The sequence below is a fragment of the Bacillus sp. FSL L8-0654 genome (assembly GCF_038629965.1).
In the GTDB taxonomy this organism is placed as follows: Bacteria; Bacillota; Bacilli; order Bacillales; family Bacillaceae; genus Bacillus; species Bacillus safensis.
The window spans coordinates 1,266,810-1,290,769 of sequence record NZ_CP152026.1 but is presented as its reverse complement, the minus strand read 5'-3'; the positions used below and the strand labels follow the sequence as shown (position 1 = coordinate 1,290,769).

Here is a 23,960-nt window from a genome sequence, read left to right as displayed (position 1 = left end):
AAAACGTCTTTATCCTTTACATTGGTATGAAAATATTGCAAAATACTTTTTAATAGGGAATGAAATCTGTTTTTAAAGGAGAGGGATCGGTTGAAGATTGCAAAAATTGGAAATGTGATCGAATTTAGAAATGGTTTAACAGGTGTAGTTGAAAAAGTGAATGAAAACTCTGTCATTGTGGATGTCACCATTATGGACAACTATAGAGATCTAGAACTGGATTCACTAACAGTCGTTAATCATAAAAACTATAAAATCATCAAAGACTCCGTACATTAATTTGCAATCCTCAATTCAGACAATCGGTACATACGTATATATAAAGCAAATTTGGCTCGTTTGACAACTTTGCTCTATTTGAACAATCACATATGAAAAAGACTGATACCACTTAAAGAGGGGTCAGTCTTTTTGCGTATGAAAGGTTTGCATTTCCGCCTTCGTCTTGTACATCTCGACTTCCTCGGGTGTGATCACTCCTTTATCAATCAAGAGGGCAATCACTCCAAGCAATGTGGAGGCACTCCATTTATACCTTTCTTTGTTTTGATGTTCGAGCATTTGAAGCTCTTCCCTTAGATCCATTAGCAGCTGCTCTGCCCGCTCTTCTTTGTTTGCCAACTCAAACGCCTCCATTTATCATTCATTGCCCTTATTTTATCTTACATCAAATGAGATAAGCAAAAAAACATGATCCCCCTTTACAAACGTACGTTCTGTCATGTATAATATGTTTACGAGCTGGTAGCCCCCAGCCGTCCTAGCAAGTTCTATTCCCATTCGTATGAGAAGAGTGACATGACTCTTCTCTTTTTTTATGGTTGATTCGCAAAAAAAGACATGCATCCGGCATGTCTTTTCCTTTTTTCTCATTTTACATATCCATCACCAAACTTAGTTTGCAGTATTTGTGAATATTCGGGACATCAGGAAAACGACTTTTTTATATGACTCAAGTAAATCCCCATTAACTTTTTTTGGGGACGATTTGTAATCTCTTCGCAGTGACATTATACCTGTGCTAGCCCGCCATCTACGAACAATTCAACACCCGTCAAGTAACTGCTTTCGTCTGAAGCAAGGAAAGTTACAGCGTTTGCTACTTCTTCAGGTGTCCCAACTTTTCCAGCTGGAACAGTATTTCTGGCATCTTCCATCGCTCCTTCAAGTGCATCACCAAAAAGCTCATCGTATGCAGGTGTAAGAATCACTCCTGGACTTACCACATTTACACGAATTTCAGTACCTTTTAGGTCAAGAATCCAGTTGCGAACTAGTGCTCTTAATGCTGCTTTAGATGCTCCATATACACTAAATGCTGGGTTGCCAATTGATCCAGCAGTAGAGCCCGTTACAATAATAGAACCTACTTTGTCCGGGAATAGTGATAGCGCTTTTTGAACAGTAAAAATGGTTCCTTTCACGTTAATGTCGAACGTTCTATCAACCTGCTCTTCAGTAATTTCACCTAATGGAAGGAAGTTGCCGATGCCTGCATTAGCAAAAAGAATGTCCAACTTACCTTTTTCCTGCTTTATCATGTCATATAGTTTGTCTAAGTCTTCAAGCTTAGAAATATCACCTTGAACACCGGTTACGTTCTTGCCAATTTGGTTAACAGCTTTATCAAGTTCGTTTTGTCTACGTCCCGTGATATACACATATGCACCTTCGTTTACAAATTTTTGTGCTGCAGCAAGACCAATCCCACTTGTTCCACCCGTTACAAGTGCTATTTTACCTTCAAATTTACCCATACTTAACACTCCTTTAGAATTCATATTATTTTATGTCTAGTACCTTTAAGTACTTGAAGAACAACTTACAAGATATAGTATCCTTCAGTAAGCACATTATCGGAAGTACCCACTTTTTTGTGATATAGTAACTAAAAAGTAATAAATGTGGAATGGAGAGCTTTAGACATGAAAAAATTCAGCTGCGGGTTTGAAGTGACAAAGGAAGTGATTGGCGGAAAATGGAAAGGCCTTGTATTATACTTTTTAATGAATGGATCAAAGAGAACGAGTGAATTAAAGCGCATTATCCCAAATATCACGCAGAAAATGCTGATTCAAACACTTAGAGAGCTTGAGGCCAGTGGACTTGTGACCAGAAAGATGTATAATCAAGTACCGCCGAAGGTTGAATATTCATCCACTGAACTTGGAGAATCTCTTAAACCTATCTTGCAGGAGCTCTGTCAATGGGGGAGCCATTATGCGGAGCAAGAGTATGCAGAAGGTGAATATGAAATTGTACAACCAGAACAACTAAAGTGAGGATTGAAGTAGCTGCTGAAGTAAATGCTAAACAACATCAATACCCTCACCTAACAGATGAAGAACAGTCAGAAATAAATGAGATAGTCAATTTTGAAAGTGAAGTTCTAATCAGAAGTGTCATGGACTATATTCAGGAGAACTTTGATGAAATTCAAAAATGAGCTGTTTCAAATGTTAAAGAGAAGGTTCAGAAACTTAACTTTAAACAATATAAGAAGATATGATCATAATATTTAATGCCTATGATCTCTAAATAGACATTTTTTCTTTCGGATAAAAAAGAAAAGACGTACAAATTGTACGCCTTCATCTGCTTCTGCACTATCAATTTTTCACTGCATAAAAGTCACAGTTCAGGTTGCACCTCAGGTCACACTTTTTCATACAATTCCCATGAGTATTTTCAGGTGTGACTTTTTCCACTTTAATGTGACACCAATTCGTTTCACACTCCGTCTCACACAGCGGAATAATTACCGATTATCAATCGTCTCCGGATACATATCATGGTTCATCATACGGTATTCTGCCATTTCCTCATATTTCGTGCCAGGTTTCCCGTAGTTCGTATACGGGTCAATGGAAATACCGCCTCTTGGCGTAAATTTGCCCCAAACTTCAATATACCTTGGATCCATCAATTCAATCAGGTCGTTCATAATAATGTTCATACAGTCCTCATGGAAGTCACCATGGTTACGGAAGCTGAACAAATATAATTTTAGCGATTTACTTTCGACCATGATTTCATTTGGGATATAGCTGATATAAACTGTCGCAAAATCAGGCTGACCTGTTTGCGGACATAGTGAGGTAAATTCTGGGCAGTTGAATTTCACAAAGTAATCTCTATTTGTATGTTTATTTGGAAACGTTTCAAGCACTTGTGGTGCATAATCAAACAAATAATTGGTTCCTTGGTTTCCCAGTAGCGTGACACCTTCTAATTCTTCTGGTTTTCTTGTCGTCATGTCATCTCTTCCTTTCTATACGCCTCGTTTATTTCCCCACAATAACGTGTGCAGCTGCGGCAGCACTCTTACGCGGTTTAAGTCTGGATCTTGCGCTACTTGATCGACAAGCGCTTCATATTTCTTTAATAAATGCGTCAATAAGTACGCATCATCAGCTGTCGTCGTGTCATCATTTCCTACCTGCAAATAAAAAGGAAGCTCAGGGTATTTTGCATGAACATCCTTCGCATACGCTAGGTCACGATCGTCAAAGATCACGACCTTCAGGCTAGCATGCTGCAACCTATTTCCGTTTTTCAGCTCATCTATAATACGTGTTAGTTTCGTAAAATCTGTTTTCATATTCGAGCTTGGCGGCTTAGGAGAAATAGTTAAATCATCAATTTTCAAAAACCATTCCTGATACATCGTCCCTTGTGTTTCAAGCGCTGTATAAATTCCCTCTTCATGCAGTAAATCAATGAGGGATTCCATTTGTTTTAAAAGGGCTGGGTTTCCCCCTGAAATGGTGACATGAGAAAAAGCCTGTCCGCCTATTCTTTTTAATTCTTTGACAATGTCTTCTGCCTCAAGCCACTGAATGTCATGCTTCGCTGAGCCATCCCATGTAAAGGAGGAATCACACCAGCTGCACGAGTAGTCACAGCCAGCCGTTCTGACAAACATGGTTTTTTGTCCAATGACCATTCCTTCTCCTTGAATGGTTGGACCAAAGATTTCTAATACGGGAATCGCTTTAGCCATTGATCTCAACTCGTTTCGGACGGTAAATGCAATAGCTTGTTGGTGTCTCTCTGACAAAGACCTGAACACATGCCGGCTTGTTCGCTAAAGTCGATAAATACGCTGCGACTTTGTCATGTACGGTCTTTGCCACCACCTCAGTGGTTGGCATCGCGTATCGATCGTTTGATGAGAATTCCTCATGATCATTGAGCAGCGTGTGGTCGTACTGCCCATGAATGAGCTTTTTCAATGTACTGAAATTAACAAGGAAACCCGATTCATCTAGCTCGTCTCCCGCAATCGTGATATTGATGGTGTACGTATGACCATGAACACGGCTGCATGCGCCCGCATCTTCTCGCGGGATGAAATGGGCAGCAGAAACATGCATGTCTTTATTTAATTCAAATGAAAATGGATGATCGGTTTGTGGATAGATTTGAGAAAGCATTTATTTTGCCTCCTTCATTTCCATATAAGTGTCATAGCCATTTTTCCGCAGCTTACACGCAGGACATTCCCCGCAGCCATCAGAGATGATGCCGTTATAGCAAGTGAGCGTTTCATTTTTCACAAAATCCAGCGCATTAAGCTCGTCTGCCAGCTTCCATGTTTCTGCTTTATTCAGCCACATCAGTGGTGTATGAATCACAAATGGTTTTTCCATTGCTAAATTCACTGTGACGTTGCAAGATTTCACAAACTCGTCACGGCAATCTGGATAGCCGCTAAAGTCTGTCTCACAAACACCTGTGATAATATGTCTTGCTCCAATTTGATACGCAAGAATAGAGGCGAAAGATAAGAACACTAAGTTTCTTCCTGGTACAAATGTGGAAGGAAGCTCTCCTTCTTTTTCCTCAATGTCAATGTCATCTCTTGTTAAAGCATTAGGTGCCAGTTGATTTAAAAGAGACATATCTAACAGATGATTCTTCACACCTAATTTGTCAGCGATTCTTTTGGCGACATCAATTTCTTCTTGATGACGCTGATTATAATGAAAGGTCACGGTTTCTACCTCTTCAAATTGTTGAAGTGCCCATAATAAACATGTCGTACTGTCCTGTCCCCCGCTAAAGACAACGACTGCTTTTTCATTTTTCATTTTCTGTTCTCCTCCTTTTGCAGATGAGTACAACCGTACAACACTGCATCTGAAAGGCTCCTGAAAACCCCTATTTTTCTCAAAAGAAAAGACACCTTTACATGTGTATGAGGTGTCCCAGCCATAAAAAATAAAAAATGCCACATCCAAGGATACGGCAAGTCCTTAGTTTTTTATAGAGGGTTTTGCTAGAACCTCTCCCGTCTTCACGGATTTTTGTTCAATTTTCACAGAGGATAGTGTACCACATATTTTTCATGCAGGCTATCCTTTCTTTACTTATCTAGCGGGGCAGGCACTTTTTTTAGACAAAGAAAGAGGATAAAAAAGATGCTGACATAGCCAAAAACCGGATAAACCGTTGAAATCAGTGTACCGTAACCAATTTTACTAATCACATAGCAGCATATGAGAATAAGTGATATCGTAAAGATGCTGTTCATTCGGATATATGCCCTCACTTGTCTCTCCAGCCCGTATAAATTGCCTATGACGGATGTAAAAACTTCACCGAAGATGACAAATAAATAAATGAGATGAATCGAGTTTGCGACTTGATACACTACCTGGGCCATTGGAATATCAAACGCCTCCAGCATATCTAATGAAGAAAGAGATAAGAAGCAAGCAAGCAAAATGAGTGTCAGCATAACGCCCCCAAGCACCGCTCCCTTTTTAATGACTGCTTCAGAGGTCATTTCATTTGCGACGGGTACTAACACTGCCTGTGACAGTGCTAAATTAAAGGCACCATATGACACTGCTGATAATATCCACTCGCCCTCACCCATTTGCAGCGCAAGAACATAACTTTCACTGCTGCTAAACACAAATGAATCAAGAAACACGATCATTGAAAAGAAAATCAGCATTGGAACGACAAGGACGTTGACTCCAAATAGCCCTTTTGAACCTTTAAAGAGTACAATGACGCTCAAAATGATCGTCAAAAAGATCCCATACTCCTTCGATATGCCAAGCTGTTCTTCAAAAATAGCCCCTGCGCCTGAAATCATGACTGAGGTGACACCAAGTAAAATAAAAAACATGACAATATTAATATATCGACTCGCAGCTGCGCCAAATAAAAAACGGTTCATATCTTGATAAGATTCTGCTTCGATTCGTTTCGAAATCAGCATCATTTTTGCCCCAAGGCCAGTAAAAATAACACCGCTAATCAGGATTCCTAATAGTCCAATCCAGCCAAAACGAACAAAAAATTCTACGATTTCTTTCCCTGTCGCAAACCCAGCTCCAACCACTGTTCCTACATAAACAAAGGCAAGCTGAAAAGCGGATTCATTTGAACGTTTCATGTGACCCCTCCGCACCCATCACTTTCGATTGTCTCTTTTTTATCCTATGAGACAAGTTCCTTGAAAAGAAGGACAAACCATGATTAAATGCAAAAAAGGATTTTTATTCCCCTTTGAGCAAAACAGTTGAAAGTCAAAATAGGTCAGAGTATACTATAGTCAAAGATGGTCAAACAATAGACCATTTTCTTTAACATTCATTGGTCAAATAAAGTCAAACTTTATTTTAAGGAGGTCATGGCAAATGCGTTGTCAACATTGTCAAGTAAATGAAGCAACTATTCGCCTGAATATGCAAGTAAATTCGTCCCGGAGCCAAATGGTTTTATGTGAAGACTGCTATACCTCTTTGATGGAGCAGTCAAAAATGAAAATGGGACCTCAGCTTTTTGGAGGAAGTTCATTCTTCTCTCAGGCAGCAAGTCATGCCCCAAACATGGAGCAGCCAAAGCAAAAAGGCTTACTCGATGAGCTTGGCCGTAACTTAACAGATGGAGCAAATGCTGGTTTAATTGATCCAGTCATTGGCCGAGACGAAGAAGTCGCAAGAGTCATTGAGATTTTAAATAGAAGAAATAAAAATAACCCTGTTCTTATTGGTGAACCAGGTGTTGGGAAAACAGCGATCGCAGAAGGACTCGCGCTCAAAATTGCGAGCGGCGATGTGCCAAATAAATTAAAGAACAAACAAATCTATTTATTAGATGTCTCCTCACTTGTCGCAAACACAGGTGTACGCGGTCAATTTGAGGAAAGAATGAAGCAGTTAATCAAAGAACTGCAAAGCCGTAAAAATATCATCTTATTTGTAGATGAAATCCACCTTCTTGTGGGCGCAGGATCTGCAGAAGGATCAATGGATGCTGGAAACATTTTAAAACCAGCCCTTGCAAGAGGCGAGCTGCAGCTAGTAGGTGCGACGACATTAAAAGAATATCGCCAAATTGAAAAAGATGCTGCACTCGAACGGCGCTTCCAGCCCGTTATCGTAGATGAGCCAACACAAGATGAAGCAATCGACATCTTAAAAGGCATTCAAGATAAATACGAGGCCTATCATGGTGTCTCCTATTCAGATGAAGCAATCAAAGCGTGCGTTCAATTATCTTCGCGGTATATTCAAGACCGTCATTTGCCGGATAAAGCCATTGATTTAATGGATGAAGCTGGTTCAAAAGCGAATCTCTCCATTGATGCAGCAAGTGAAGATGAGCTGACAAACCGACTAGCGCAAATTGCCGCAGAAAAACAAGCTGCGCTAAAAGAAGAACAATATGAAAAAGCAGCGAAGCTTCGCGATGAAGAAGAAGCCATTGAAGCAAGACTTCAAAACAAAATAACTGAAAAAGAGCATATCGTTACAGCAGAGGACATTCAGGCCATTGTGGAACAAAAAACAGGCATTCCTGTCGGGAAACTCCAAGCAGACGAACAAACCAAAATGAAAGAAATTGACGTCCGTCTAAAAGCACGAGTGATTGGACAGGAACATGCGGTTGATAAAGTGGCGAAAGCCGTGAAAAGAAGCAGAGCTGGTTTAAAATCGAAACATAGACCAACAGGCTCCTTCCTTTTCGTTGGACCAACAGGTGTCGGGAAAACCGAATTGTCTAAAACGTTAGCTGAAGAATTATTCGGTTCAAGAGATGCGATCATTCGTTTAGATATGAGTGAGTACATGGAAAAACACTCTGTGTCCAAACTCATCGGTTCTCCTCCTGGTTACGTTGGACATGATGAAGCTGGCCAGCTGACTGAAAAAGTGCGCAGAAAACCATACAGCATCATTTTGCTGGATGAAATCGAAAAAGCACACCCAGATGTACAGCACATGTTCCTGCAAATCATGGAAGATGGCCGCTTAACAGACAGCCAAGGCAGAACGGTCAGCTTTAAAGATACAGTCATCATCATGACAAGTAACGCAGGCAGCGCAGATAAAACGGTCAAGGTCGGCTTCCAGTCTGATCAGGAAGAAGCGATTGAGGAACAATCACTCATTGATTCACTAAGCAGCTACTTCAAACCAGAATTTTTGAACCGTTTTGACAGCATCATTCAGTTTGAATCATTAGACAGAGATGATTTAGTGAAGATTGTTGATCTTCTGCTCAATGAGCTGTCAGAGCAATTAAAAGAGCAGAATTTAACAGTCCATGTCACAAATGAAGCGAAAGAAAAAATCGCAGAGCTTGGATATCACCCTGCATTTGGTGCTCGTCCACTTCGAAGAACCATCCAAGAGCACGTTGAAGACCAAATGACGGAGATCCTGCTTGAAGAGGAGCAGCTTTCTGGATTTACTGTGGATGTTGAACATGACGAAATCGTCGTAAAAAAAGGATAACTACATCTTCAGGATGATATGCATCTCCATCATGTTGCGGCGTCTAAGTTCCATCTGAACGACGACGCTCCCCCGCCTCTTTTCCTTTACGATAAAAGAAAAAGAGGTGGATCACATGATGAATTGGAGCTACGATCTTGTTAAAATCATGTATGAAGAAAAATTAAAAGAGCTGCTTCATTTAGATGAACCAGCTCAAAACGATTAAATGGAGACTCCCTTTATATGAGAGGGAGTTTTCTTTTTACGCAGATAGAAAGCGCTTTCATCAAAAATTCTTCACAGAAAGTGTCTTAATTTTATATTCTGACTAAAACCCTTCTGGAACACACCGATATTAACTATAGAAAAAGATAGTTAAAGGATTTGGTGAGATAATGGACAAAACATCGTTAATTGGTATTATTTTAGCATTTATTGCACTAGGTGTCGGTATGGTTTTGAAAGGTGTGAGTCTAACTGCTCTTCTCAACCCGGCGGCTATATTAATCATCATTGTTGGGACGGTTGCAGCTGTTGTCATCGCATTCCCTTCTAGTGAAATTAAGAAAACACCAAAATTGTTCGGCAAAATTTTCAAAGACAGCCAGCTTCCAACGATTCAAGAAATGATCCCTCTATTTTCAAACTGGGCACAAATTGCGCGTCGTGAAGGTCTTTTGGCATTAGAAGCAAGTCTTGAGGAAGTCGATGATGATTTTCTAAAGAACGGGTTAAGCATGGCAGTTGACGGCCAAAGTGCTGAATTTATTCGAGACGTCTTAACAGAAGAAGTTGACGCCATGTCTGAACGACATCAGTCAGGTGCATTAATCTTTACACAAGCTGGTACATACGCTCCGACGCTAGGGGTACTTGGCGCCGTTGTCGGACTTATTGCCGCACTTGCCAACATGGGAGATATTGAAGCACTTGGACATGCGATCAGTGCTGCCTTCGTCGCCACACTGCTTGGGATTTTTACCGGATATGTGTTATGGCATCCATTTGCCAACAAACTGAAGCGTAAATCAAAGGAAGAAGTAAAGCTTCGTCTGATTATGATCGAAGGTATTCTTTCTGTTCTTGAAGGTCAATCTCCAAAAGTCATTGAACAAAAACTTCTTATGTACTTACCAGCAAAAGAACGTGCAAATCTTGTCATTGAAGAAGGAGAAAATCAAAATGGCTAGGAAACGTAAAAACCATGATCATGAAGACCATGTAGATGAATCTTGGCTTATCCCTTATGCCGATCTACTAACGCTTCTTCTCGCCCTCTTCATTGTGCTCTTTGCATCTAGTTCAATTGATGCGGCAAAATATGAACAGATGGCTAAGTCTTTTAATGTAGTTTTTACTGGCGGTACTGGTGTTATGGATCAATCCAGCATGCAAAGCACGGAAGAAACTGAAAACAGCAACCAAGTCAAGAAAGCAGCCGAGGAAGAGAAAGATGAAGAAGCCAAAGCAAAGGCTAGGGACCAAGCGGTTCTCACAAAGGTCAAAAAGCAGGTCGATTCATTCATTGCAAATAAAAAACTTGGTTCAAAGCTCGAAACAAAGCTTACGGATGAAGGTCTTCTCATTACGATTGAGGACAGTATCTTCTTTGACTCTGGACGGGCAGTTATTCGCCCTCAGGATGTCCCGTTAGCAAAAGAAATCTCAAAACTGCTCGTCATTAATCCTGCTCGTGACATTGTCATTAGCGGACATACAGATAATGTACCGATCAGAAATTCAGAATTTGAATCAAACTGGTATTTAAGCGCCATTCGCGCTGTGAACTTTTTAAATATTCTTCTTGAAAACAGCAATCTAAACCAAGAGAACTTTAGTACAAAAGGATACGGCGAATTCAAACCGATTGCCTCAAACGATACAGCAGAAGGCAGAAGTAAAAACCGGCGTGTAGAAGTACTCATTTTACCGATTGAGAAAAAAGCGAAATAAAAAAAGAAGCCAGCGGCTTCTTTACAGATTGTTGACAAAGGGCTAAAATGATCTCTATTTTAGCCCTTTGTCTTCTTTTCAGCGTGATAGAAAACCTTTGCAGTCTAGGAATGAGCACCGGCACGCAGGACAGACAACTGAATGCGAGGGATTGCCTGCGCGCTGAAAAGGAAGCCAGCGGCTTCCTTTTTATTTATTCTTGATGATCATATAAATGCTTTGCACGCAGCCCTACATGTTTGAGCATATCGATGCAGGCATCTTTCTCTTCTTCGCTGAGGACACTGATCATCTCATGAATTTCTTTCGCATGATCTGGGAAGATGTCATCAAGCAAAGCTCGTCCCTGCTTGGTAATATGCGCAAATGTCACCCTGCGGTCTTCTGCACAAGCCTTGCGGCTGAGGAGTTCTTTCTTCTCCAATTTATCAACCACATACGTGATGCTGCCGCTTGCAAGTAAAATCTTATCACCGATTTGCTGAAGCGGCTGATCACCTTTATGATACAGCAATTCTAGCACAGCAAATTCAGTTGGATTCAGCCCGTGCTTCACAATATGTTTGTTCATGTGATGATTAATTGAGCGATAGGCACGTGATAATACAATAAATAGTTTCAATGATTTTTCAACATTATGATTTTCCATTTTTTATCATCCTTTATGAAATGCAACCCACTAATGTGACATTAATAAACAATAAGTAAAATGTCAACATTTTGATCCATCTTTAGCACGAAAATGAGACCAGAACGAATCACCTAATTTTTTAAAAATCACACAAGTCATCGTAATAAAGATAGGTTCAATGCTATAATAAGTCTATTAGGTAATACGTTGGAGCGATGAATGATGAGTATACTGAAAGGGTTTTGGAAGAAGATCAGGCTTTACCTTATTTTGGTCATGCTTCCAACCCTAATCATTAGTTATTTTATCTACGAAAAAGAAACTGAAAAAATCGATTTAAAGAACAAACAAACCGCTACACTTATGTTAAATATTCACAAAAATCAAATGAATTATTTAATAAGTGAAACAGAAGCGAGATTAACTTCCCTCGCCATGGGATTTGACCAGCCGCTTGAGACGAAAAAAGTACAAAACATCCTAGAGAAAATCTATAAACAAGAACCTCGTTTTTCAGGTCTGTATCTCCTAGACAAAAAAGGAAATGTAACAGCAAGCACCACCCCGTTAAAGGAAAAAATTAACCTATCATTCAGAGATTACTTTAAACGCATTCAAGTGACCAAGCAGACCGTGATCACAGACAACTATGTGAGCCGAATTACAAAACAGCGGATTCTCTCCATTTGTGTGCCTGTTCTCGATGAAAACGAAGAGGTCACCAATGTACTGATTGCCGCCATTCAAATTGACTATTTAAGAAATATTATGAATGTATTGAACCCTGATCTTCATTTTAAGATGCTGAATCAAAATGGACATGTCGTCTTTACAAGCGGTCCACAGCCAGTACCCGAGGGCGGCAGCACCGTGTCTACATATTTAGATGAAAACAGCTGGAAGCTGGAGGTTTTTCCGCAGCGTGCTTCAACAAGTGAAGTGCTGTCTGTGATGCTCATCCCTTTATCCAGTGCGTTTATTTTATTAAATATTTTATTCACACTCGTCCAATATATCGTGTTAAGGCGGCAAACTCAGCAGGAGCGTCATCAAAATGAAGCGCAAAAGCTTGAATTGATCGGAACACTCGCAGCAAGTACAGCACACGAAATTCGCAACCCATTAACAGGGATTAGCGGATTTATCCAGCTATTGCAAAAGAAGTATCATTCAGAAGAAGATCAGCTCTATTTTTCTGTCATCGAGGAAGAAATTAAACGGATCAACCAAATCGTCAGTGAATTTCTTGTATTAGGAAAACCAACGGCAGAAAAATGGCAGAATAACTCTGTAAAAGAAATTGTAAGTGAGATCATGCCGATCGTATTCTCTGAGGCAAATCTTTATAATGTCGAAGTGGATTTGCAAATCAATACGATTCAAGATGTCGGCGTGTATTGCACAAAGGATCATATTAAACAAGTTGTTTTAAATGTAGCAAAGAACTCTTTAGAAGCGATGCCAAACGGCGGTCATTTGAAGATTGTGATCGAAGCTGAAAAAGAACATGTCATCATTAAAGTAGAGGATACAGGTGAAGGCATACCGGAAGAGATGTTAAAGCACATCTTCCTCCCCTTTATTACATCGAAGGAAAAAGGCACAGGTCTTGGGCTTGTCGTGTGTAAACGAATCATTTCGATGTATGGCGGAACAATTGATATTCATAGCGAAGTGAATAAAGGAACGACTGTCATGATCATGCTTCCTTCTGCTCACTCAGCATAACTGAAGATGTCAGCCGGTTTTGCTTATGCAAGACCGGTTTTTCATGTCAATAAGAGGGGCGGTTCACAGATAAAAGACTCATTTGAGACACAAGATCATGAAATGAGGGGGCAGATTGTTTCTCATGAAAAAGAAGATGCTGATACTCATTCATCAGGTTGTCCAGTTCTTGACTATATTTAATTGTCTTCTCACCAGTGTAACCTTCCACTTGAGCAGCTTCTACCATTTGTTTTCTCTTCTCATCAATGGACATCAGCAATTGTTCTTTCCTTACGTAAATATTCATGATCTCAGCTCCCGCAATGATTTCGACTGTCTATGCTCAAAATGATCCGACACCAAAATTATACTTTATTTGTAAATTAAATTAAATATGCTTATTTTATTTAATTTTTTACAGCCTAAAGACCTTTTACCCAATCAAATTTGGGGGTAAACTTCAAATTTGGACAGGACTGACACATTGATTAAACAGAATTTTATCCTATGCAGAAGATCAAAATCAACTATTTTCTTTCTCATTTTATGTCTAATTTCCTAAAAAAAAGCTGATCTTCCGCCTCATGCGGAATGATCAGCTCTATCATTAAACCGTTTCTTCCTCGTAAATCGGCACCCAGCCCTCAGTTGTGACAAATATGCGAACTGCGACCACTTTGCGATCCTCTTGAAGTGTAAAGTAATGACGAATGTTTGGCGGAACAGAAATTAAATCACCTGGATTCAATCTCACATCAAAAAAGACGCCATCCTTGCCTTGAATAGCAAAGATTCCGTGCCCGCTCACAATAAAGCGTACTTCGTCATCTGTATGGTGATGCTCACGTTTAAAGTTTTGGAGCAGCTCATCAAGATTTGGCGTGGCATCAGATAATGAAATGACATCCTGCGCTTTGTACCCTCTTTTTTCAGAAATACTTTGGATTTCCTTTTGGAAAACAGTCAAAATCTCTCCCTTTTCCTCATCGGTTAAATCATACTTTTCTGATAAACGGTTTGGCAGCTTTTCAATATCCCAATGCTCATAAATGACCCCTTGGTTTTCCAAATATGATGCTACCTCTTGCTCGCTTTCAAGTAATGTGTTCTCTTCATTATGAATCAAAATCGTCGCCATGTGTTTTTCCTCCTTTTTATCTTACAAGCTGCTGTTGATAAAGCGCTAATTTTAAGTGATAGCTAAATAAAAATTCATATGCTTCTAATACTCGTTTTGCTTCAAAGGCTGTTTTTCCCCAGACTGTAATACCATGATTGCGAATGAGTACAGCACCAGATGACGCCTCTAGTGTCAGATGTTTGGCAAATTGCTCTGCAAGCTGCGGAATATGAGCTGGATTTTCAATAATCGGAATCGACACTTCTGCATCCTCTTCCCAATAACCAAGCGCTTTGATGATTTCGTTGCCTTTAAAACGAATCTCTCCCTTATCCCCATACAGCTCTGACATCACATTATTATCGATTGTATGGACATGGAGGCAGCAGCCTGCTTTCGTCCGTTCATATACGTACGTGTGAAGCAGTGTTTCAGCTGATGGTCTAAGCGGCTCGTTAGGATCATGGGGCTGGCCTGCCGCATTTACTAGCACAAAATCTTCGTTTGTTTCTTTTCGTTTATCTTTGCCGCTTGCCGTCACCAAAAACATGATTGGATCATCCGACACCTTGATCGATAAATTACCACTTGTTCCGAAAAACCAGTCTCTTTGGGCCAGTTCACGTTTAACGTCTGCTAGCTCCTGCCAGCGTTTGCTCTTTGCGTCTGCCATTCCTTCACTTCCTTTATTTGAACAAATTGCGCTTGTAGATCAATAAATGTGTCATATTCCTTGTGTACGAGCCCGAGCTCTTGACATTCATTGAGCAAGTAGTCGCGCGCAAACGTAATATCCGCATGCTTCGCCGCCTCCACATCAGTCACTGAATCTCCGATCATGATGATGAAGTCATCCTCATGAGCCAGCTTTCGAATGATTGAGGGCTTGCAGCATCCGCAGCCATTTTGACATTGCGTATCGCAGGCATGCGGCCATTCAATCTGAATATGGTCTTCCACAAATGATGCATGGTTGCAATAAATATCGTCTCGATCGACAATGCCTTCGAGGATGGGGTAGACAAAAAAGTCCATCCCCCCGCTAAGTACATAGAAAGGAATATCTGCTTTTTTTACCTCATCGACAAATTGCTTAAATCCTTCTCGAATCTCTGTATCCTCTAAAATAAATGATTGAATGGCATCCTTCTGATCACTTTTCAGTAATTGAAACATCTGCCCGACGCCTTCTTGAATGGTGATTTCCTTTGACAGGACACCATCCTTCAGCTTCGTCCATTCACTTGGTGCAAACTGTTTCATGATGCGGATGATATTATCATTTTTTGTAATTGTTCCATCAAAATCACAGCATACAATTGGTTTTTTCATTATTCTGCTACCCTTCCCCAAAGATCAAGTGCCGCTTTTAAGTCTTGGCAGGAAGCCGCCTTATCTCGGATGGACTCTTCGTGAATCACTGCATCAATGATCGAACGAAATGCCTTCCCTCCGCCAATGGCTCCCCCCGGATGTCCGTGAATGCCTCCACCTGCATTTATCACATGATCAATTCCAAAATCTTTGATCAATACTGGAACCATTCCTGGATGAATGCCTGCTGACGGGACAGGGAATGTTTTTTGAACCGTATCCTCTTTCACGCAAGCTTCATAGATTCCAATGGCATCTTTTTTCGGAAGTGCAACCGATCCATAAGGTGAGGGAAAGAGGCTCAAATCAGCGCCAGCATATCGATTTAATTTGCCTAAAAGAAGAGAATGCGAGAATCCATATTCAGGAGAGGATGTCAAAGCACCACTCACAGCGGGATGCGCCATAATCGGCAGTGGAATGTCTGGGTCCTCAGCTAGGCTTTGCATGACATCAAGGCCGTATGCAAAGACATTGAATAAGAGCGCATCTGCCCCAAGTTCAGCGGCCTTTCTCGCTCGATCCTTCAGGTCAAAGGTTCTGCCCGTTAAATTGACAGCATACAGTGTGCGGTGTCCTGTTTCTTCATAGGTTTCTTTTAAAATCGCTTTTCCTTCTTTGATTCGCTCTTCAAAAGGAGCTAATGGACTTTCAAATAAAATTTCATCGTCTTTGATGAAGTCAACCCCGCCCAATGCCTGTAAACGGAGCTGCTCTTTTAAATCCTGCATATCACGGCCGATGACGCCTTTAAAAATACTCATCAATAATGGACGGTCAAACACATTTACCTTTTTTCGTATGCCATCAATTCCAAATACAGGTCCTGGCAGGCTTTTTTTAAATTCTTCAGAAAATTGGATATCGACTAGCTTCACTTTTCCGTCTAGTGAAAGCTTTCCAAAAATGGTCGTGAAAACAGCTGGTAAATCAGCTGAAAAGTTTGCCTCAGGATAAGCAATGGTCACCTCTGATTGATAAAGGCCATTTTCGGCTGGAACAGCCTTTTCTAATACTTTTTCAACTCGGCCTTTATGCTTTTGAACCTGCTCCTTTTTGAGCTGCGGCAAATCCGTCCATGATCCAACTGTTAAACCAAGCGCGATCTGCTCTGCTTTTCGATTTATTTGTTCATCCTCTCGATGTGTTAATACGTATGTTGCCAGTAATTCACTCACTAGGAATCCCCTTTCGATTGCGTCATGCATATGTTCAATAAAAAAACCTCTTCAAGTGCTTCATGAGCGCCTTAAAGAGGTTGTTTCGTGTCATTCATCCGAATCTTATCTCTCAGCGCTTGCTGCAAGAATTAGCACCGTGCTTCATGGAAGTCGGTTGCCGGGCTTCATTGGGCTAGTCCCTCTGCCTACTCTTGATAAGAATATTCAATTTTCTTAAATATTGCCTGAATTATCGCACCATTTTTTTATGTTGTCAATGGCTTTTTTTCAAACAGCTTCAAAGCAGCGATACGCTGAGCGGCTTCTTGTAACCGCTCCTCACTTGTTAGAAGCCCTACTCGCACGTACCCTTCACCGTGAGCACCAAAGCCATTACCTGGCGCAACAACAACATGTGCCTTCTCTAATAATAAGTCAGAAAAGGCTTCAGATGTATATCCTTCCGGCACCTTTAACCAAGCAAAAAATGAACCCTTTGGTGCACTGACTTCCCAGCCAATTTCTTTGCAGGCAGCCATCCACACATTCCGCCTTTTCTCATATCGATCATTTTGCACCTGCACGCACGTTTGATCGCTTAACAGCGCTTCCGCTGCTGCATCTTGAGTGGCTTTAAACAGCGAGACAAACAGATGATCCTGATAAAGCTCAATTGCTTCAATAACAGATGAATTTCCGGCTGCAAATCCTACTCTCCACCCTGCCATATTGTACGTTTTAGATAATGTGTAAATTTCTATTCCCGTCTCTTTCGCTCCCTCTACTTGCAGAAAGCTGAGCGGCTTTTCTCCATCAAATCCAATGCCGCCATATGCAAAATCATGGACAACACATAGCTCGTGATCTTTCGCAAACGTAACGGTTTCTTCAAAAAATGCACGGCTTGCCGTAGCACCCGTCGGATTGTTGGGGTAATTTAAATACATTAATTTTGCCTTTTTCTTATCATCTTCAGGCAGCAAATCGTAGTCAGGTAAAAAATCATTTTTTTCAAGAAGTGGCATGGTTACCATATGCGCTCCAGCAAGCACAGCGCCTGACCAATAATCAGGATAACCAGGATCAGGGACAAGAAGCGTATCACCCGGATTCAGCAGACATTGCGGCAGCTCAACAAGCCCTGCTTTCCCGCCAAATAAAATCGCAATTTCCGTTTTTGGATCAAGTGCGACCCCATATTCTCTTTCATAAAAAGCGGCAGCAGCCTTTTTTAATTTCGCTGTTCCACGGAATGAGGAGTATTGATGATTTTCAGGTTTTGCTACCGCTTCCTGCATGGCTTTTACAATGTGCGGAGGAGTTGGCTGATCAGGATTTCCCTGCCCCAAATTAATGATATCTGCCCCTTCCCGTACTTTTTTCTGCACCTTTTGGACAAGGGACGCAAAAAATTGTTTCGGTAATTGTTTCAACACATCTGATTGCTGGAATTCCATTTCTTCACCTTCTATTCAAGTTACGTGACAATACAATCACTGTAATGGATTGTTTTATGAATTGTAAAGCAATTTTGAAAAAAGATTGACATGTAAAGCGCAGCTCTGATAATATCTTGAATTAAGAAATGCAATCAGACACGAAACAATTACATATTGATTTCTCTTATCGAGAGTTGGGCGAGGGATTTGGCCTTTTGACCCCAACAGCAACCGACCGTTAATACCACTGTGAAGTGGGGCGCAGCAAATAAAGCGCCAAGACAATTGTCTTATAGGGCACGGTGCTAATTCCATCAGACGTATGTGCTGAGAGATAAGAGAGGCTTTGGGCATACACACCATCAAGCCTCTTTCTCTCAGGAGAAAGAGGCTTTTTTATATGATTTGGAGGGGAAGCAATTGGTTACACTTACGGCATCATATGAAGAACTAACAGAAAGCTCGGCAGTTGCACTCGCAATTAGACTTGGCTTGATCCAAGAAAGCAGTCATTTGACATGTACTGAAATCGGGGACGGGAATTTAAATTACGTCTTTCATATTTATGATCACAAACAAGAAAAAGGATTGATCATCAAGCAGGCGCTGCCTTATGCAAAGGTGGTAGGGGAGAGCTGGCCGCTTACATTAGACCGGGCAAGAATTGAAAGTGCCGCCCTGATCAAGCAGTCAGAATATGCGCCTCACCTCGTACCAGCAGTCTATTATTCAGATACAGCTCTTGCAGTGACAGCCATGGAGGATCTCTCCCACTTAGAAATCGTCAGAAAAGGGCTAATTGCCGGAAAACAATACCCGCATTTATCTGATCATGTTGGAGAATTTTTAGGAAAAACACTTTTTTACACATCTGACTTTGCTACAAATCCTAAAATCAAAAAACAATTTGTGAAGCAATTTACGAACCCTGACCTGTGTGATATTACAGAAAAACTCGTCTTCACAGACCCTTTCTTCGATAGTGAAACAAATGACTTCGAAGAAGAATTAAGAGAATCAGCAGAAGCGCTTTGGGCAGATCTTGAAGTGCAAGCTAGGGCAGCAGAATTAAAGCGTATCTTCCTGACATCAGCTGAAACATTGGTTCATGGAGATCTTCATACAGGCAGTATTTTTGCAAATGAAACTGAAACGAAAATCATTGATCCAGAATTCGCGTTTTACGGTCCCTTCGGATTCGATATCGGCCACTTTATCGCCAATCTGTTCCTGAATGCTTTATCTCGCGAGAATGAACACGAGCAGCAGCACCTTTTTAACCATGTCGTCAATGTATGGGCAACCTTCAAAGAAGTGTTCACAAAAGCTTGGAAAGAGGACAGCATTGAAGCGTTTAGTGTATCGGACAGCTTTTTAGAAACAACCTTTGACCGGATCTTACAAGAAGCGACAGGCTTTGCCGGCTGTGAGCTTGTCCGCCGAACAATTGGTCTTGCTCATGCCGCTGACCTTGATGCAATTCCATCACCAACTAGACGGATTCAGCAGAAAAAAGCAGCACTGACACTTGGAAAAACATTTATCAAACAATATCATGCAGTGGAAACAGCGTCTGACCTCGTCGCATTATTCCAGCCATCTGTAAAGGAGTGACGGGTTTTGTCAAAAGAATTTGAAGTCCCCCGTTCTGTCGAATGGGAAGAAAACCGTATTCACATTTTAAATCAGCAAAAATTACCAACCGAAACCGTATTTGAGCATTTATATACGAAAGAAGATGTGTATGATGCGATTGTGTCATTAAAAGTACGCGGAGCGCCTGCGATTGGCATTACAGCAGCTTTTGGGCTGGCGCTTAGTGCACAAGCAATTGAAACAGAAGAATTGGATGTTTTTAAACAAGAAGTCATTCGAATCAAAGAATATTTAAACAGTGCTCGTCCAACCGCTGTGAACCTCGCCTGGGCATTAGACCGGCTGCTGCAGCGCATTCAGCGTGCAGCATCAGTGAATGCAGCCAAAACCGACCTTGTCCATGAAGCCATTCAAATTCAAATTGAAGATGAAGAAACATGCAGACAAATCGGTCAAAATGCTCTTCAGCTCTTTAAATCAGGTGACCGTATCATGACCATTTGTAATGCAGGCTCCATCGCAACGAGCCGGTACGGAACAGCCCTTGCTCCCTTTTATTTAGCCAAAAAGAAAAATCTTGATCTTCACATTTATGCATGTGAAACACGCCCTGTTCTTCAAGGTGCTCGTCTGACAACATGGGAGCTTATGCAAGGCGGCGTGGATGTGACGCTCATTACAGATAACATGGCAGCCCATACGATGAAGGAAAAGCAAATTTCTGCTGTCATTGTTGGTGCTGACCGTATCGCCCGTAATGGAGATACAGCGAATAAGATTGGAACGTTAGGTCTTGCCGTTCTAGCCAAGCATTTTAACATTCCGTTTTTTGTAGCAGCACCGCTTTCAACCTTTGATGTATCCACCCGCGACGGGTCAGATATTCCAATTGAAGAGCGCGACCCGCTGGAAGTAAAGGAATTAAACGGCGTCCCCATTGCACCGCCTGATGTTCAGGTATTCAATCCCGCCTTTGATGTCACTCCTCATCATCTTATTTCAGGCATCATTACAGAAAAGGGAATTATCACATCGAACTATGCAGAAGAGATTGATGCTCTTTTCGCCGAAAGCATCTCTCAATAATCGCAAAAAAGCGCCGTGTTCTTGTCATTTAAGAGCACCGCGCTTTTTTGGTTCTTGATTCGTTTTTGTTAAGATTTCTTTTTTTTGTTCTTCTGTCAAAACGTTCATTTTGACACATAGTGACGTCACGGCATACATTTTGCCTTTTTTGCCCCAAAACATGCCAGCGCCCTCCTTTTTCCCTCAACCAACTTTTTTAGCTTAATAAAAGGATATGTCGCTTGACAAACATTCGGAACAGGTCAATCGATTTATTTTTGAACAAATGGGATGCCTTCTAATTCAAGGAGGACCGCTTTCATGTCTGTTTTCGATCCTGCATAGCCCGTCAGAGTCCGGTCTTTTCCAATCACCCTGTGACACGGGATAAAAATAGGTAATGCATTTCGTCTGTTAGCTTGTCCGATGGCTCTTACAGCCTTTGGATTGCCAATCGCTTCTGCAATGTCTGCATAGCTTTTTGATTCACCATATGGAATGGCCGACAATGCTTCCCACACCTGCTCTTGGAACGGAGAACCAGTTTGCTTGAGCGGGAGATCGAATACTTGCCGCTCACCTTTGAAATATTCATCTAGCTGCTTTTTCGCTTCTTGTAAGACAGGCGTATCTGCTTGCTTTAGATTCGCTGCCTGCTTTTTTGCTAAAAACGGTTCATCATCAAACATCACCTCGATGATGGCACCGTCCTTTTCTAGTATGTATAATTCCCCGATGGGTGCGTGATAGACGGTATAATACACGTTACTGCTCTCCTTCTTGTTTCTGCTGCCTAAGTGGCAGCGTGAGATGGAAGACGGTTCCTACGCCTTCCTCACTTTCTACCTCAATGGTTCCTTGATGCTCTTCAATAATTTTATAACTAACCATTAAGCCAAGTCCAGTTCCTCTTTCTTTCGTTGTATAAAAAGGCTCGCCTAGACGCTTTAGCTTATCCTCTGCCATTCCGCAGCCTTCATCACGCAGTGAAATGACAATATGCTCCTCGCCCTTCCGCTGAATGCTCACATAGACATTTCCTTTGCGCGGCATGACTTCAATTGCATTTTTTAAAATGTTAATAAAGACCTGCTTTAATTGGTTTTGTTCACAATAAATGAGCGGAATCTCATCCAGCACATTGAGATGCATTTGAACATTGCCAAGATTCGCCTGTGCGTGCAGAAGATCCATCGTGTCTTTCACAATTTGCACCACATTTTTTTCTTCATATACAATGGCTTGCGGTTTCGCTAAAATCAAAAATTCGGTGATGATGGATTCAATCCTTTTCAGCTCTGATGTGATGACATTAAAATAGAGCGAATATTCCCCTTCTATATTTCCTTTTAACAGCTGAATGAAGCCTTTTAATGCTGTCATCGGGTTTCTAATTTCATGAGCAATTCCAGCGGCAAGCTCTCCGACCACATGAAGGGTATCTGATTTTCTCACCCGCTCTTCTAATTCCTTCCGCTCTGTCACATCTCTAAAGATCGCCAAATTCATATTATGGATAATGTTGCGTTTAAAAGAGAATTCCAGGATACGCTGATCTGGATGGTTCAGTACAAACGGAACCTCATTATCCATTTCATCTAATGACATCGCCTCGGCGGGCTGAGCCAAATTTTCTATTTGATAAGGAGCAAGGATGTGGAAAAGATTCATTTCTGTTAAATGATCGTCCTTCAATTGAAGCAGCTCGCTGGCAGATGGATTGACTTCAATGATTCGGTATTGATTATCAAAAAGAACAATGCCGTCCATTGAGCCATTAAAGACTTTACGGAATTTGAGCTCACTTTCGCGCAGCTCCTGCTCCATTCTTTTTCGATCACTTACATTACGTAAAATGGTTAAGTGCTGTCCTTCTAATACCGCATGCTTTGAAGTAAACTCAAGCTCTTTATACTGTCCATTAGCCATTTTGAACAACAGCTCTTCCCTTATTTCATCATTCCGGATATAGCGTCTTCTTGTTGGTCTATATCTCTTATCAGATTTGACGAGAAAGTCGGTGAGTTTTTTGCCAATCAGCGAGTGCATCGGTAATTCAAAAATTCGGCAGGCTGATTCATTGGCTTTCACAATCTCTCCATCGTCCGCCCATATGATGATGGCATCCATTGCATTTTCAAAAATTTCTCTAAAGCGTTCTTCACTTTTTAACAGCTTCTCTTCCATCAGTCTTTTTTCTGTAATATCCCGCATGATGGACATATAAAAACCACTCATCACATTTGATGTAATGGTGAGTTCAAATAATTTTTGCTGGCCAGATTGAAGGGTAACAGGAAGCTCCCCTTTTGCTTTCCCTGTTTCTTTAAGTGACGTTAAAAGATGCTGCAAGGCGGGAAGATTTTCTTCTTCGACAAATTCATGTAAATAGCGATCGGTTAAATCAGTCTTTTGCAGCTCAAAGCTCTGACAAAAAGAATGATTCGCATCAATCATGCAGCCATCCTGATCAAAAATGACCATCCCGTCAATGGCTCGGTCAAACAAATCTTTGAACAGCTGCTCATTCATGGAGCGTTCTCGTTCTAATATTTTCTTTGAAGAAATATCTCGCATGACCACAATATATTGCTGACTCATGGTATCGTGCTCTGCGACAAATTCAATGTATTTTGTCTCACCATTTTCCAGCTGAATGGAGATCTCTCTTTTTAACGTACCTTTTCGAAAAAATAGATCGAGTGAACATTCAATTTTATCTTTCGGGATGCCGTATAGGAAATCTAGAACGGATTTATTGAGGAGGTCTTCTTTCGGTGTCTGGACAAGCCTGCATGTTGCTTCGTTGGCTTGGATGATGTTGAGGTGCTGATCAAATATAAAAATGGCATCTAGCGTCTTATTTAATAGCATTTTTTGTTGCATTAACTCAGTTCGCAAATATTCGTTCTCTTTTTCTAATTTTCTGATATCTCCCGCAGGGGTTAACCTATTGCCATCGAGCGTTTCAGTCATTCTCTTACACTCCTTTTCCAGCCTCATTCCTCTACAATATTTCTACAATATTTTCATTGTTCCTTCATTCGACTCATAAAAAAAGATAACTTTTTACACGAAGACTGTCTCATTTATTTCATTTGGATGACAGGATTGTATAACGGTTCACTTTTCTTACGCTTCTTTTACAACCATTCTACAATTTCACATCAA

Annotated in this window: 25 protein-coding genes and 3 riboswitches; of the genes, 8 read left to right on the top strand and 17 right to left on the bottom strand. The window is 41.0% G+C overall.

Annotation, left to right across the window (positions count from 1 at the left end; genetic code table 11):
* The first annotated feature begins 90 nt into the window (after nucleotides 1–90).
* Nucleotides 91–279 (top strand): DUF2187 family protein, encoded by a 189-nt coding sequence (locus tag MHH65_RS06520; protein ID WP_003211747.1) that lies wholly within the window; start codon nucleotides 91–93, stop codon nucleotides 277–279.
* A 123-nt stretch (nucleotides 280–402) separates the two neighbouring features.
* On the opposite strand, the gene MHH65_RS06515 is transcribed toward MHH65_RS06520, so the two are convergent.
* Complete coding sequence (locus MHH65_RS06515) at nucleotides 403–621, bottom strand: hypothetical protein (RefSeq protein ID WP_070325762.1); 219 nt, start codon at nucleotides 619–621, stop codon at nucleotides 403–405.
* 389 nt (nucleotides 622–1,010) lie between these two features.
* Entirely contained in the window at nucleotides 1,011–1,757 is a 747-nt protein-coding gene (locus MHH65_RS06510) for a glucose 1-dehydrogenase (protein WP_111927283.1), read from the bottom strand.
* Nucleotides 1,758–1,925: 168 nt separating this feature from the next.
* Between MHH65_RS06510 and MHH65_RS06505 the strand changes: the two genes are divergently transcribed.
* Nucleotides 1,926–2,282: a winged helix-turn-helix transcriptional regulator gene (locus MHH65_RS06505; protein ID WP_268414091.1), complete on the top strand. Its 357-nt coding sequence runs from the start codon at nucleotides 1,926–1,928 to the stop codon at nucleotides 2,280–2,282.
* Nucleotides 2,283–2,758: 476 nt separating this feature from the next.
* Here MHH65_RS06505 and queF read toward each other — a convergent pair whose 3' ends face one another.
* The 5 genes from queF to MHH65_RS06480 all read right to left on the bottom strand — a co-directional run bounded on the left by queF (nucleotide 2,759) and on the right by MHH65_RS06480 (nucleotide 6,412).
* Nucleotides 2,759–3,256 carry a preQ(1) synthase gene (gene queF, locus MHH65_RS06500; protein ID WP_024426839.1) on the bottom strand — a complete coding sequence of 166 codons (498 nt, stop codon included), beginning with the start codon at nucleotides 3,254–3,256 and terminating at the stop codon, nucleotides 2,759–2,761.
* A gap of 15 nt (nucleotides 3,257–3,271) precedes the next feature.
* Nucleotides 3,272–4,003 (bottom strand): 7-carboxy-7-deazaguanine synthase QueE, encoded by a 732-nt coding sequence (gene queE / locus MHH65_RS06495; protein ID WP_268414092.1) that lies wholly within the window; start codon nucleotides 4,001–4,003, stop codon nucleotides 3,272–3,274.
* A complete protein-coding gene (queD, locus tag MHH65_RS06490) occupies nucleotides 3,996–4,436 on the bottom strand; it encodes a 6-carboxytetrahydropterin synthase QueD (RefSeq protein WP_034281544.1) in 441 nt (146 codons plus the stop codon). The genes queE and queD overlap by 8 nt, the downstream gene beginning before the upstream one ends.
* Nucleotides 4,437–5,093, bottom strand: coding sequence for a 7-cyano-7-deazaguanine synthase QueC (gene queC, locus MHH65_RS06485; protein ID WP_024424683.1), 657 nt, complete (start codon nucleotides 5,091–5,093; stop codon nucleotides 4,437–4,439).
* Between the two features lie 159 nt (nucleotides 5,094–5,252).
* Nucleotides 5,253–5,297: riboswitch (PreQ1 riboswitch) on the bottom strand.
* 71 nt (nucleotides 5,298–5,368) lie between these two features.
* Entirely contained in the window at nucleotides 5,369–6,412 is a 1,044-nt protein-coding gene (locus tag MHH65_RS06480) for a membrane protein (protein ID WP_034623360.1), read from the bottom strand.
* Nucleotides 6,413–6,656: 244 nt separating this feature from the next.
* On the opposite strand from MHH65_RS06480, the gene MHH65_RS06475 reads away from it, so the two are divergent.
* The 3 genes from MHH65_RS06475 to motB all read left to right on the top strand — a co-directional run bounded on the left by MHH65_RS06475 (nucleotide 6,657) and on the right by motB (nucleotide 10,694).
* Nucleotides 6,657–8,759 (top strand): ATP-dependent Clp protease ATP-binding subunit, encoded by a 2,103-nt coding sequence (locus tag MHH65_RS06475; protein ID WP_268414093.1) that lies wholly within the window; start codon nucleotides 6,657–6,659, stop codon nucleotides 8,757–8,759.
* 377 nt (nucleotides 8,760–9,136) lie between these two features.
* Nucleotides 9,137–9,931 carry a flagellar motor stator protein MotA gene (motA, locus tag MHH65_RS06470; protein WP_024424680.1) on the top strand — a complete coding sequence of 265 codons (795 nt, stop codon included), beginning with the start codon at nucleotides 9,137–9,139 and terminating at the stop codon, nucleotides 9,929–9,931.
* Nucleotides 9,924–10,694 (top strand): flagellar motor protein MotB, encoded by a 771-nt coding sequence (gene motB, locus MHH65_RS06465; RefSeq protein ID WP_034281540.1) that lies wholly within the window; start codon nucleotides 9,924–9,926, stop codon nucleotides 10,692–10,694. The genes motA and motB overlap by 8 nt, the downstream gene beginning before the upstream one ends.
* Nucleotides 10,695–10,887: 193 nt before the next feature.
* Here motB and MHH65_RS06460 read toward each other — a convergent pair whose 3' ends face one another.
* The gene (locus tag MHH65_RS06460) at nucleotides 10,888–11,343 is read right to left on the bottom strand and encodes a MarR family transcriptional regulator (RefSeq protein ID WP_034281539.1); all 456 of its coding nucleotides are present in this window, start codon (nucleotides 11,341–11,343) and stop codon (nucleotides 10,888–10,890) included.
* 204 nt (nucleotides 11,344–11,547) lie between these two features.
* Here MHH65_RS06460 and MHH65_RS06455 point away from each other — a divergent pair, with 204 nt between their 5' ends.
* Nucleotides 11,548–13,053 (top strand): ATP-binding protein, encoded by a 1,506-nt coding sequence (locus tag MHH65_RS06455; RefSeq protein WP_034281538.1) that lies wholly within the window; start codon nucleotides 11,548–11,550, stop codon nucleotides 13,051–13,053.
* Between the two features lie 46 nt (nucleotides 13,054–13,099).
* Here the strand turns inward: MHH65_RS06455 and MHH65_RS06450 are convergent, their stop codons facing one another.
* From MHH65_RS06450 to MHH65_RS06425, 6 genes are all read right to left on the bottom strand, one after another.
* On the bottom strand, nucleotides 13,100–13,342 hold the full coding sequence (locus MHH65_RS06450) for an aspartyl-phosphate phosphatase Spo0E family protein (protein WP_024424676.1): 243 nt from the start codon (nucleotides 13,340–13,342) through the stop codon (nucleotides 13,100–13,102).
* 300 nt (nucleotides 13,343–13,642) lie between these two features.
* On the bottom strand, nucleotides 13,643–14,173 hold the full coding sequence (locus MHH65_RS06445) for a cupin domain-containing protein (protein ID WP_268414094.1): 531 nt from the start codon (nucleotides 14,171–14,173) through the stop codon (nucleotides 13,643–13,645).
* Nucleotides 14,174–14,189: 16 nt separating this feature from the next.
* Nucleotides 14,190–14,828, bottom strand: a complete 639-nt coding sequence (locus MHH65_RS06440; protein WP_268414095.1) for a methylthioribulose 1-phosphate dehydratase — start codon at nucleotides 14,826–14,828, stop codon at nucleotides 14,190–14,192.
* Entirely contained in the window at nucleotides 14,792–15,487 is a 696-nt protein-coding gene (locus MHH65_RS06435; protein ID WP_217008563.1) for a 2-hydroxy-3-keto-5-methylthiopentenyl-1-phosphate phosphatase, read from the bottom strand. Before MHH65_RS06435 ends, MHH65_RS06440 begins: the two co-directional genes overlap by 37 nt.
* Entirely contained in the window at nucleotides 15,487–16,737 is a 1,251-nt protein-coding gene (mtnW, locus tag MHH65_RS06430; RefSeq protein WP_176967483.1) for a 2,3-diketo-5-methylthiopentyl-1-phosphate enolase, read from the bottom strand. Before mtnW ends, MHH65_RS06435 begins: the two co-directional genes overlap by 1 nt.
* Before the next feature lie 72 nt (nucleotides 16,738–16,809).
* A riboswitch (SAM riboswitch) is annotated at nucleotides 16,810–16,911 on the bottom strand.
* Between the two features lie 44 nt (nucleotides 16,912–16,955).
* Nucleotides 16,956–18,146 carry a pyridoxal phosphate-dependent aminotransferase gene (locus tag MHH65_RS06425; RefSeq protein ID WP_176967484.1) on the bottom strand — a complete coding sequence of 397 codons (1,191 nt, stop codon included), beginning with the start codon at nucleotides 18,144–18,146 and terminating at the stop codon, nucleotides 16,956–16,958.
* 163 nt (nucleotides 18,147–18,309) lie between these two features.
* A riboswitch (SAM riboswitch) is annotated at nucleotides 18,310–18,469 on the top strand.
* Between the two features lie 79 nt (nucleotides 18,470–18,548).
* On the opposite strand from MHH65_RS06425, the gene mtnK reads away from it, so the two are divergent.
* Complete coding sequence (mtnK, locus tag MHH65_RS06420) at nucleotides 18,549–19,742, top strand: S-methyl-5-thioribose kinase (RefSeq protein ID WP_061109968.1); 1,194 nt, start codon at nucleotides 18,549–18,551, stop codon at nucleotides 19,740–19,742.
* A 6-nt stretch (nucleotides 19,743–19,748) separates the two neighbouring features.
* Nucleotides 19,749–20,810 carry an S-methyl-5-thioribose-1-phosphate isomerase gene (gene mtnA, locus MHH65_RS06415; protein WP_252050380.1) on the top strand — a complete coding sequence of 354 codons (1,062 nt, stop codon included), beginning with the start codon at nucleotides 19,749–19,751 and terminating at the stop codon, nucleotides 20,808–20,810.
* Nucleotides 20,811–20,834: 24 nt separating this feature from the next.
* Here the strand turns inward: mtnA and MHH65_RS06410 are convergent, their stop codons facing one another.
* From MHH65_RS06410 to MHH65_RS06400, 3 genes are all read right to left on the bottom strand, one after another.
* Nucleotides 20,835–20,972, bottom strand: a complete 138-nt coding sequence (locus MHH65_RS06410) for a hypothetical protein (RefSeq protein WP_165585032.1) — start codon at nucleotides 20,970–20,972, stop codon at nucleotides 20,835–20,837.
* 89 nt (nucleotides 20,973–21,061) lie between these two features.
* On the bottom strand, nucleotides 21,062–21,553 hold the full coding sequence (locus MHH65_RS06405; protein WP_046310751.1) for a methylated-DNA--[protein]-cysteine S-methyltransferase: 492 nt from the start codon (nucleotides 21,551–21,553) through the stop codon (nucleotides 21,062–21,064).
* Between the two features lies 1 nt (nucleotide 21,554).
* A complete protein-coding gene (locus MHH65_RS06400; protein ID WP_034281528.1) occupies nucleotides 21,555–23,765 on the bottom strand; it encodes a PAS domain-containing sensor histidine kinase in 2,211 nt (736 codons plus the stop codon).
* Between the last annotated feature and the right edge of the window lie 195 nt (nucleotides 23,766–23,960).

What these genes read in the sequence shown, in the direction of transcription:
- MHH65_RS06510 (WP_111927283.1), bottom strand. Translation starts at nt 1,757, where the DNA reads ATGGGTAAATTTGAAGGTAAAATAGCACTTGTAACGGGTGGAACAAGT.
- MHH65_RS06505 (WP_268414091.1), top strand. Translation starts at nt 1,926, where the DNA reads ATGAAAAAATTCAGCTGCGGGTTTGAAGTGACAAAGGAAGTGATTGGC.
- queF (WP_024426839.1), bottom strand. Translation starts at nt 3,256, where the DNA reads ATGACGACAAGAAAACCAGAAGAATTAGAAGGTGTCACGCTACTGGGA.
- queE (WP_268414092.1), bottom strand. Translation starts at nt 4,003, where the DNA reads ATGGCTAAAGCGATTCCCGTATTAGAAATCTTTGGTCCAACCATTCAA.
- queD (WP_034281544.1), bottom strand. Translation starts at nt 4,436, where the DNA reads ATGCTTTCTCAAATCTATCCACAAACCGATCATCCATTTTCATTTGAA.
- queC (WP_024424683.1), bottom strand. Translation starts at nt 5,093, where the DNA reads ATGAAAAATGAAAAAGCAGTCGTTGTCTTTAGCGGGGGACAGGACAGT.
- MHH65_RS06480 (WP_034623360.1), bottom strand. Translation starts at nt 6,412, where the DNA reads ATGAAACGTTCAAATGAATCCGCTTTTCAGCTTGCCTTTGTTTATGTA.
- MHH65_RS06475 (WP_268414093.1), top strand. Translation starts at nt 6,657, where the DNA reads ATGCGTTGTCAACATTGTCAAGTAAATGAAGCAACTATTCGCCTGAAT.
- motA (WP_024424680.1), top strand. Translation starts at nt 9,137, where the DNA reads ATGGACAAAACATCGTTAATTGGTATTATTTTAGCATTTATTGCACTA.
- motB (WP_034281540.1), top strand. Translation starts at nt 9,924, where the DNA reads ATGGCTAGGAAACGTAAAAACCATGATCATGAAGACCATGTAGATGAA.
- MHH65_RS06460 (WP_034281539.1), bottom strand. Translation starts at nt 11,343, where the DNA reads ATGGAAAATCATAATGTTGAAAAATCATTGAAACTATTTATTGTATTA.
- MHH65_RS06455 (WP_034281538.1), top strand. Translation starts at nt 11,548, where the DNA reads ATGAGTATACTGAAAGGGTTTTGGAAGAAGATCAGGCTTTACCTTATT.
- MHH65_RS06450 (WP_024424676.1), bottom strand. Translation starts at nt 13,342, where the DNA reads ATGAATATTTACGTAAGGAAAGAACAATTGCTGATGTCCATTGATGAG.
- MHH65_RS06445 (WP_268414094.1), bottom strand. Translation starts at nt 14,173, where the DNA reads ATGGCGACGATTTTGATTCATAATGAAGAGAACACATTACTTGAAAGC.
- MHH65_RS06440 (WP_268414095.1), bottom strand. Translation starts at nt 14,828, where the DNA reads ATGGCAGACGCAAAGAGCAAACGCTGGCAGGAGCTAGCAGACGTTAAA.
- MHH65_RS06435 (WP_217008563.1), bottom strand. Translation starts at nt 15,487, where the DNA reads ATGAAAAAACCAATTGTATGCTGTGATTTTGATGGAACAATTACAAAA.
- mtnW (WP_176967483.1), bottom strand. Translation starts at nt 16,737, where the DNA reads ATGCATGACGCAATCGAAAGGGGATTCCTAGTGAGTGAATTACTGGCA.
- MHH65_RS06425 (WP_176967484.1), bottom strand. Translation starts at nt 18,146, where the DNA reads ATGGAATTCCAGCAATCAGATGTGTTGAAACAATTACCGAAACAATTT.
- MHH65_RS06410 (WP_165585032.1), bottom strand. Translation starts at nt 20,972, where the DNA reads ATGTTTTGGGGCAAAAAAGGCAAAATGTATGCCGTGACGTCACTATGT.
- MHH65_RS06400 (WP_034281528.1), bottom strand. Translation starts at nt 23,765, where the DNA reads ATGACTGAAACGCTCGATGGCAATAGGTTAACCCCTGCGGGAGATATC.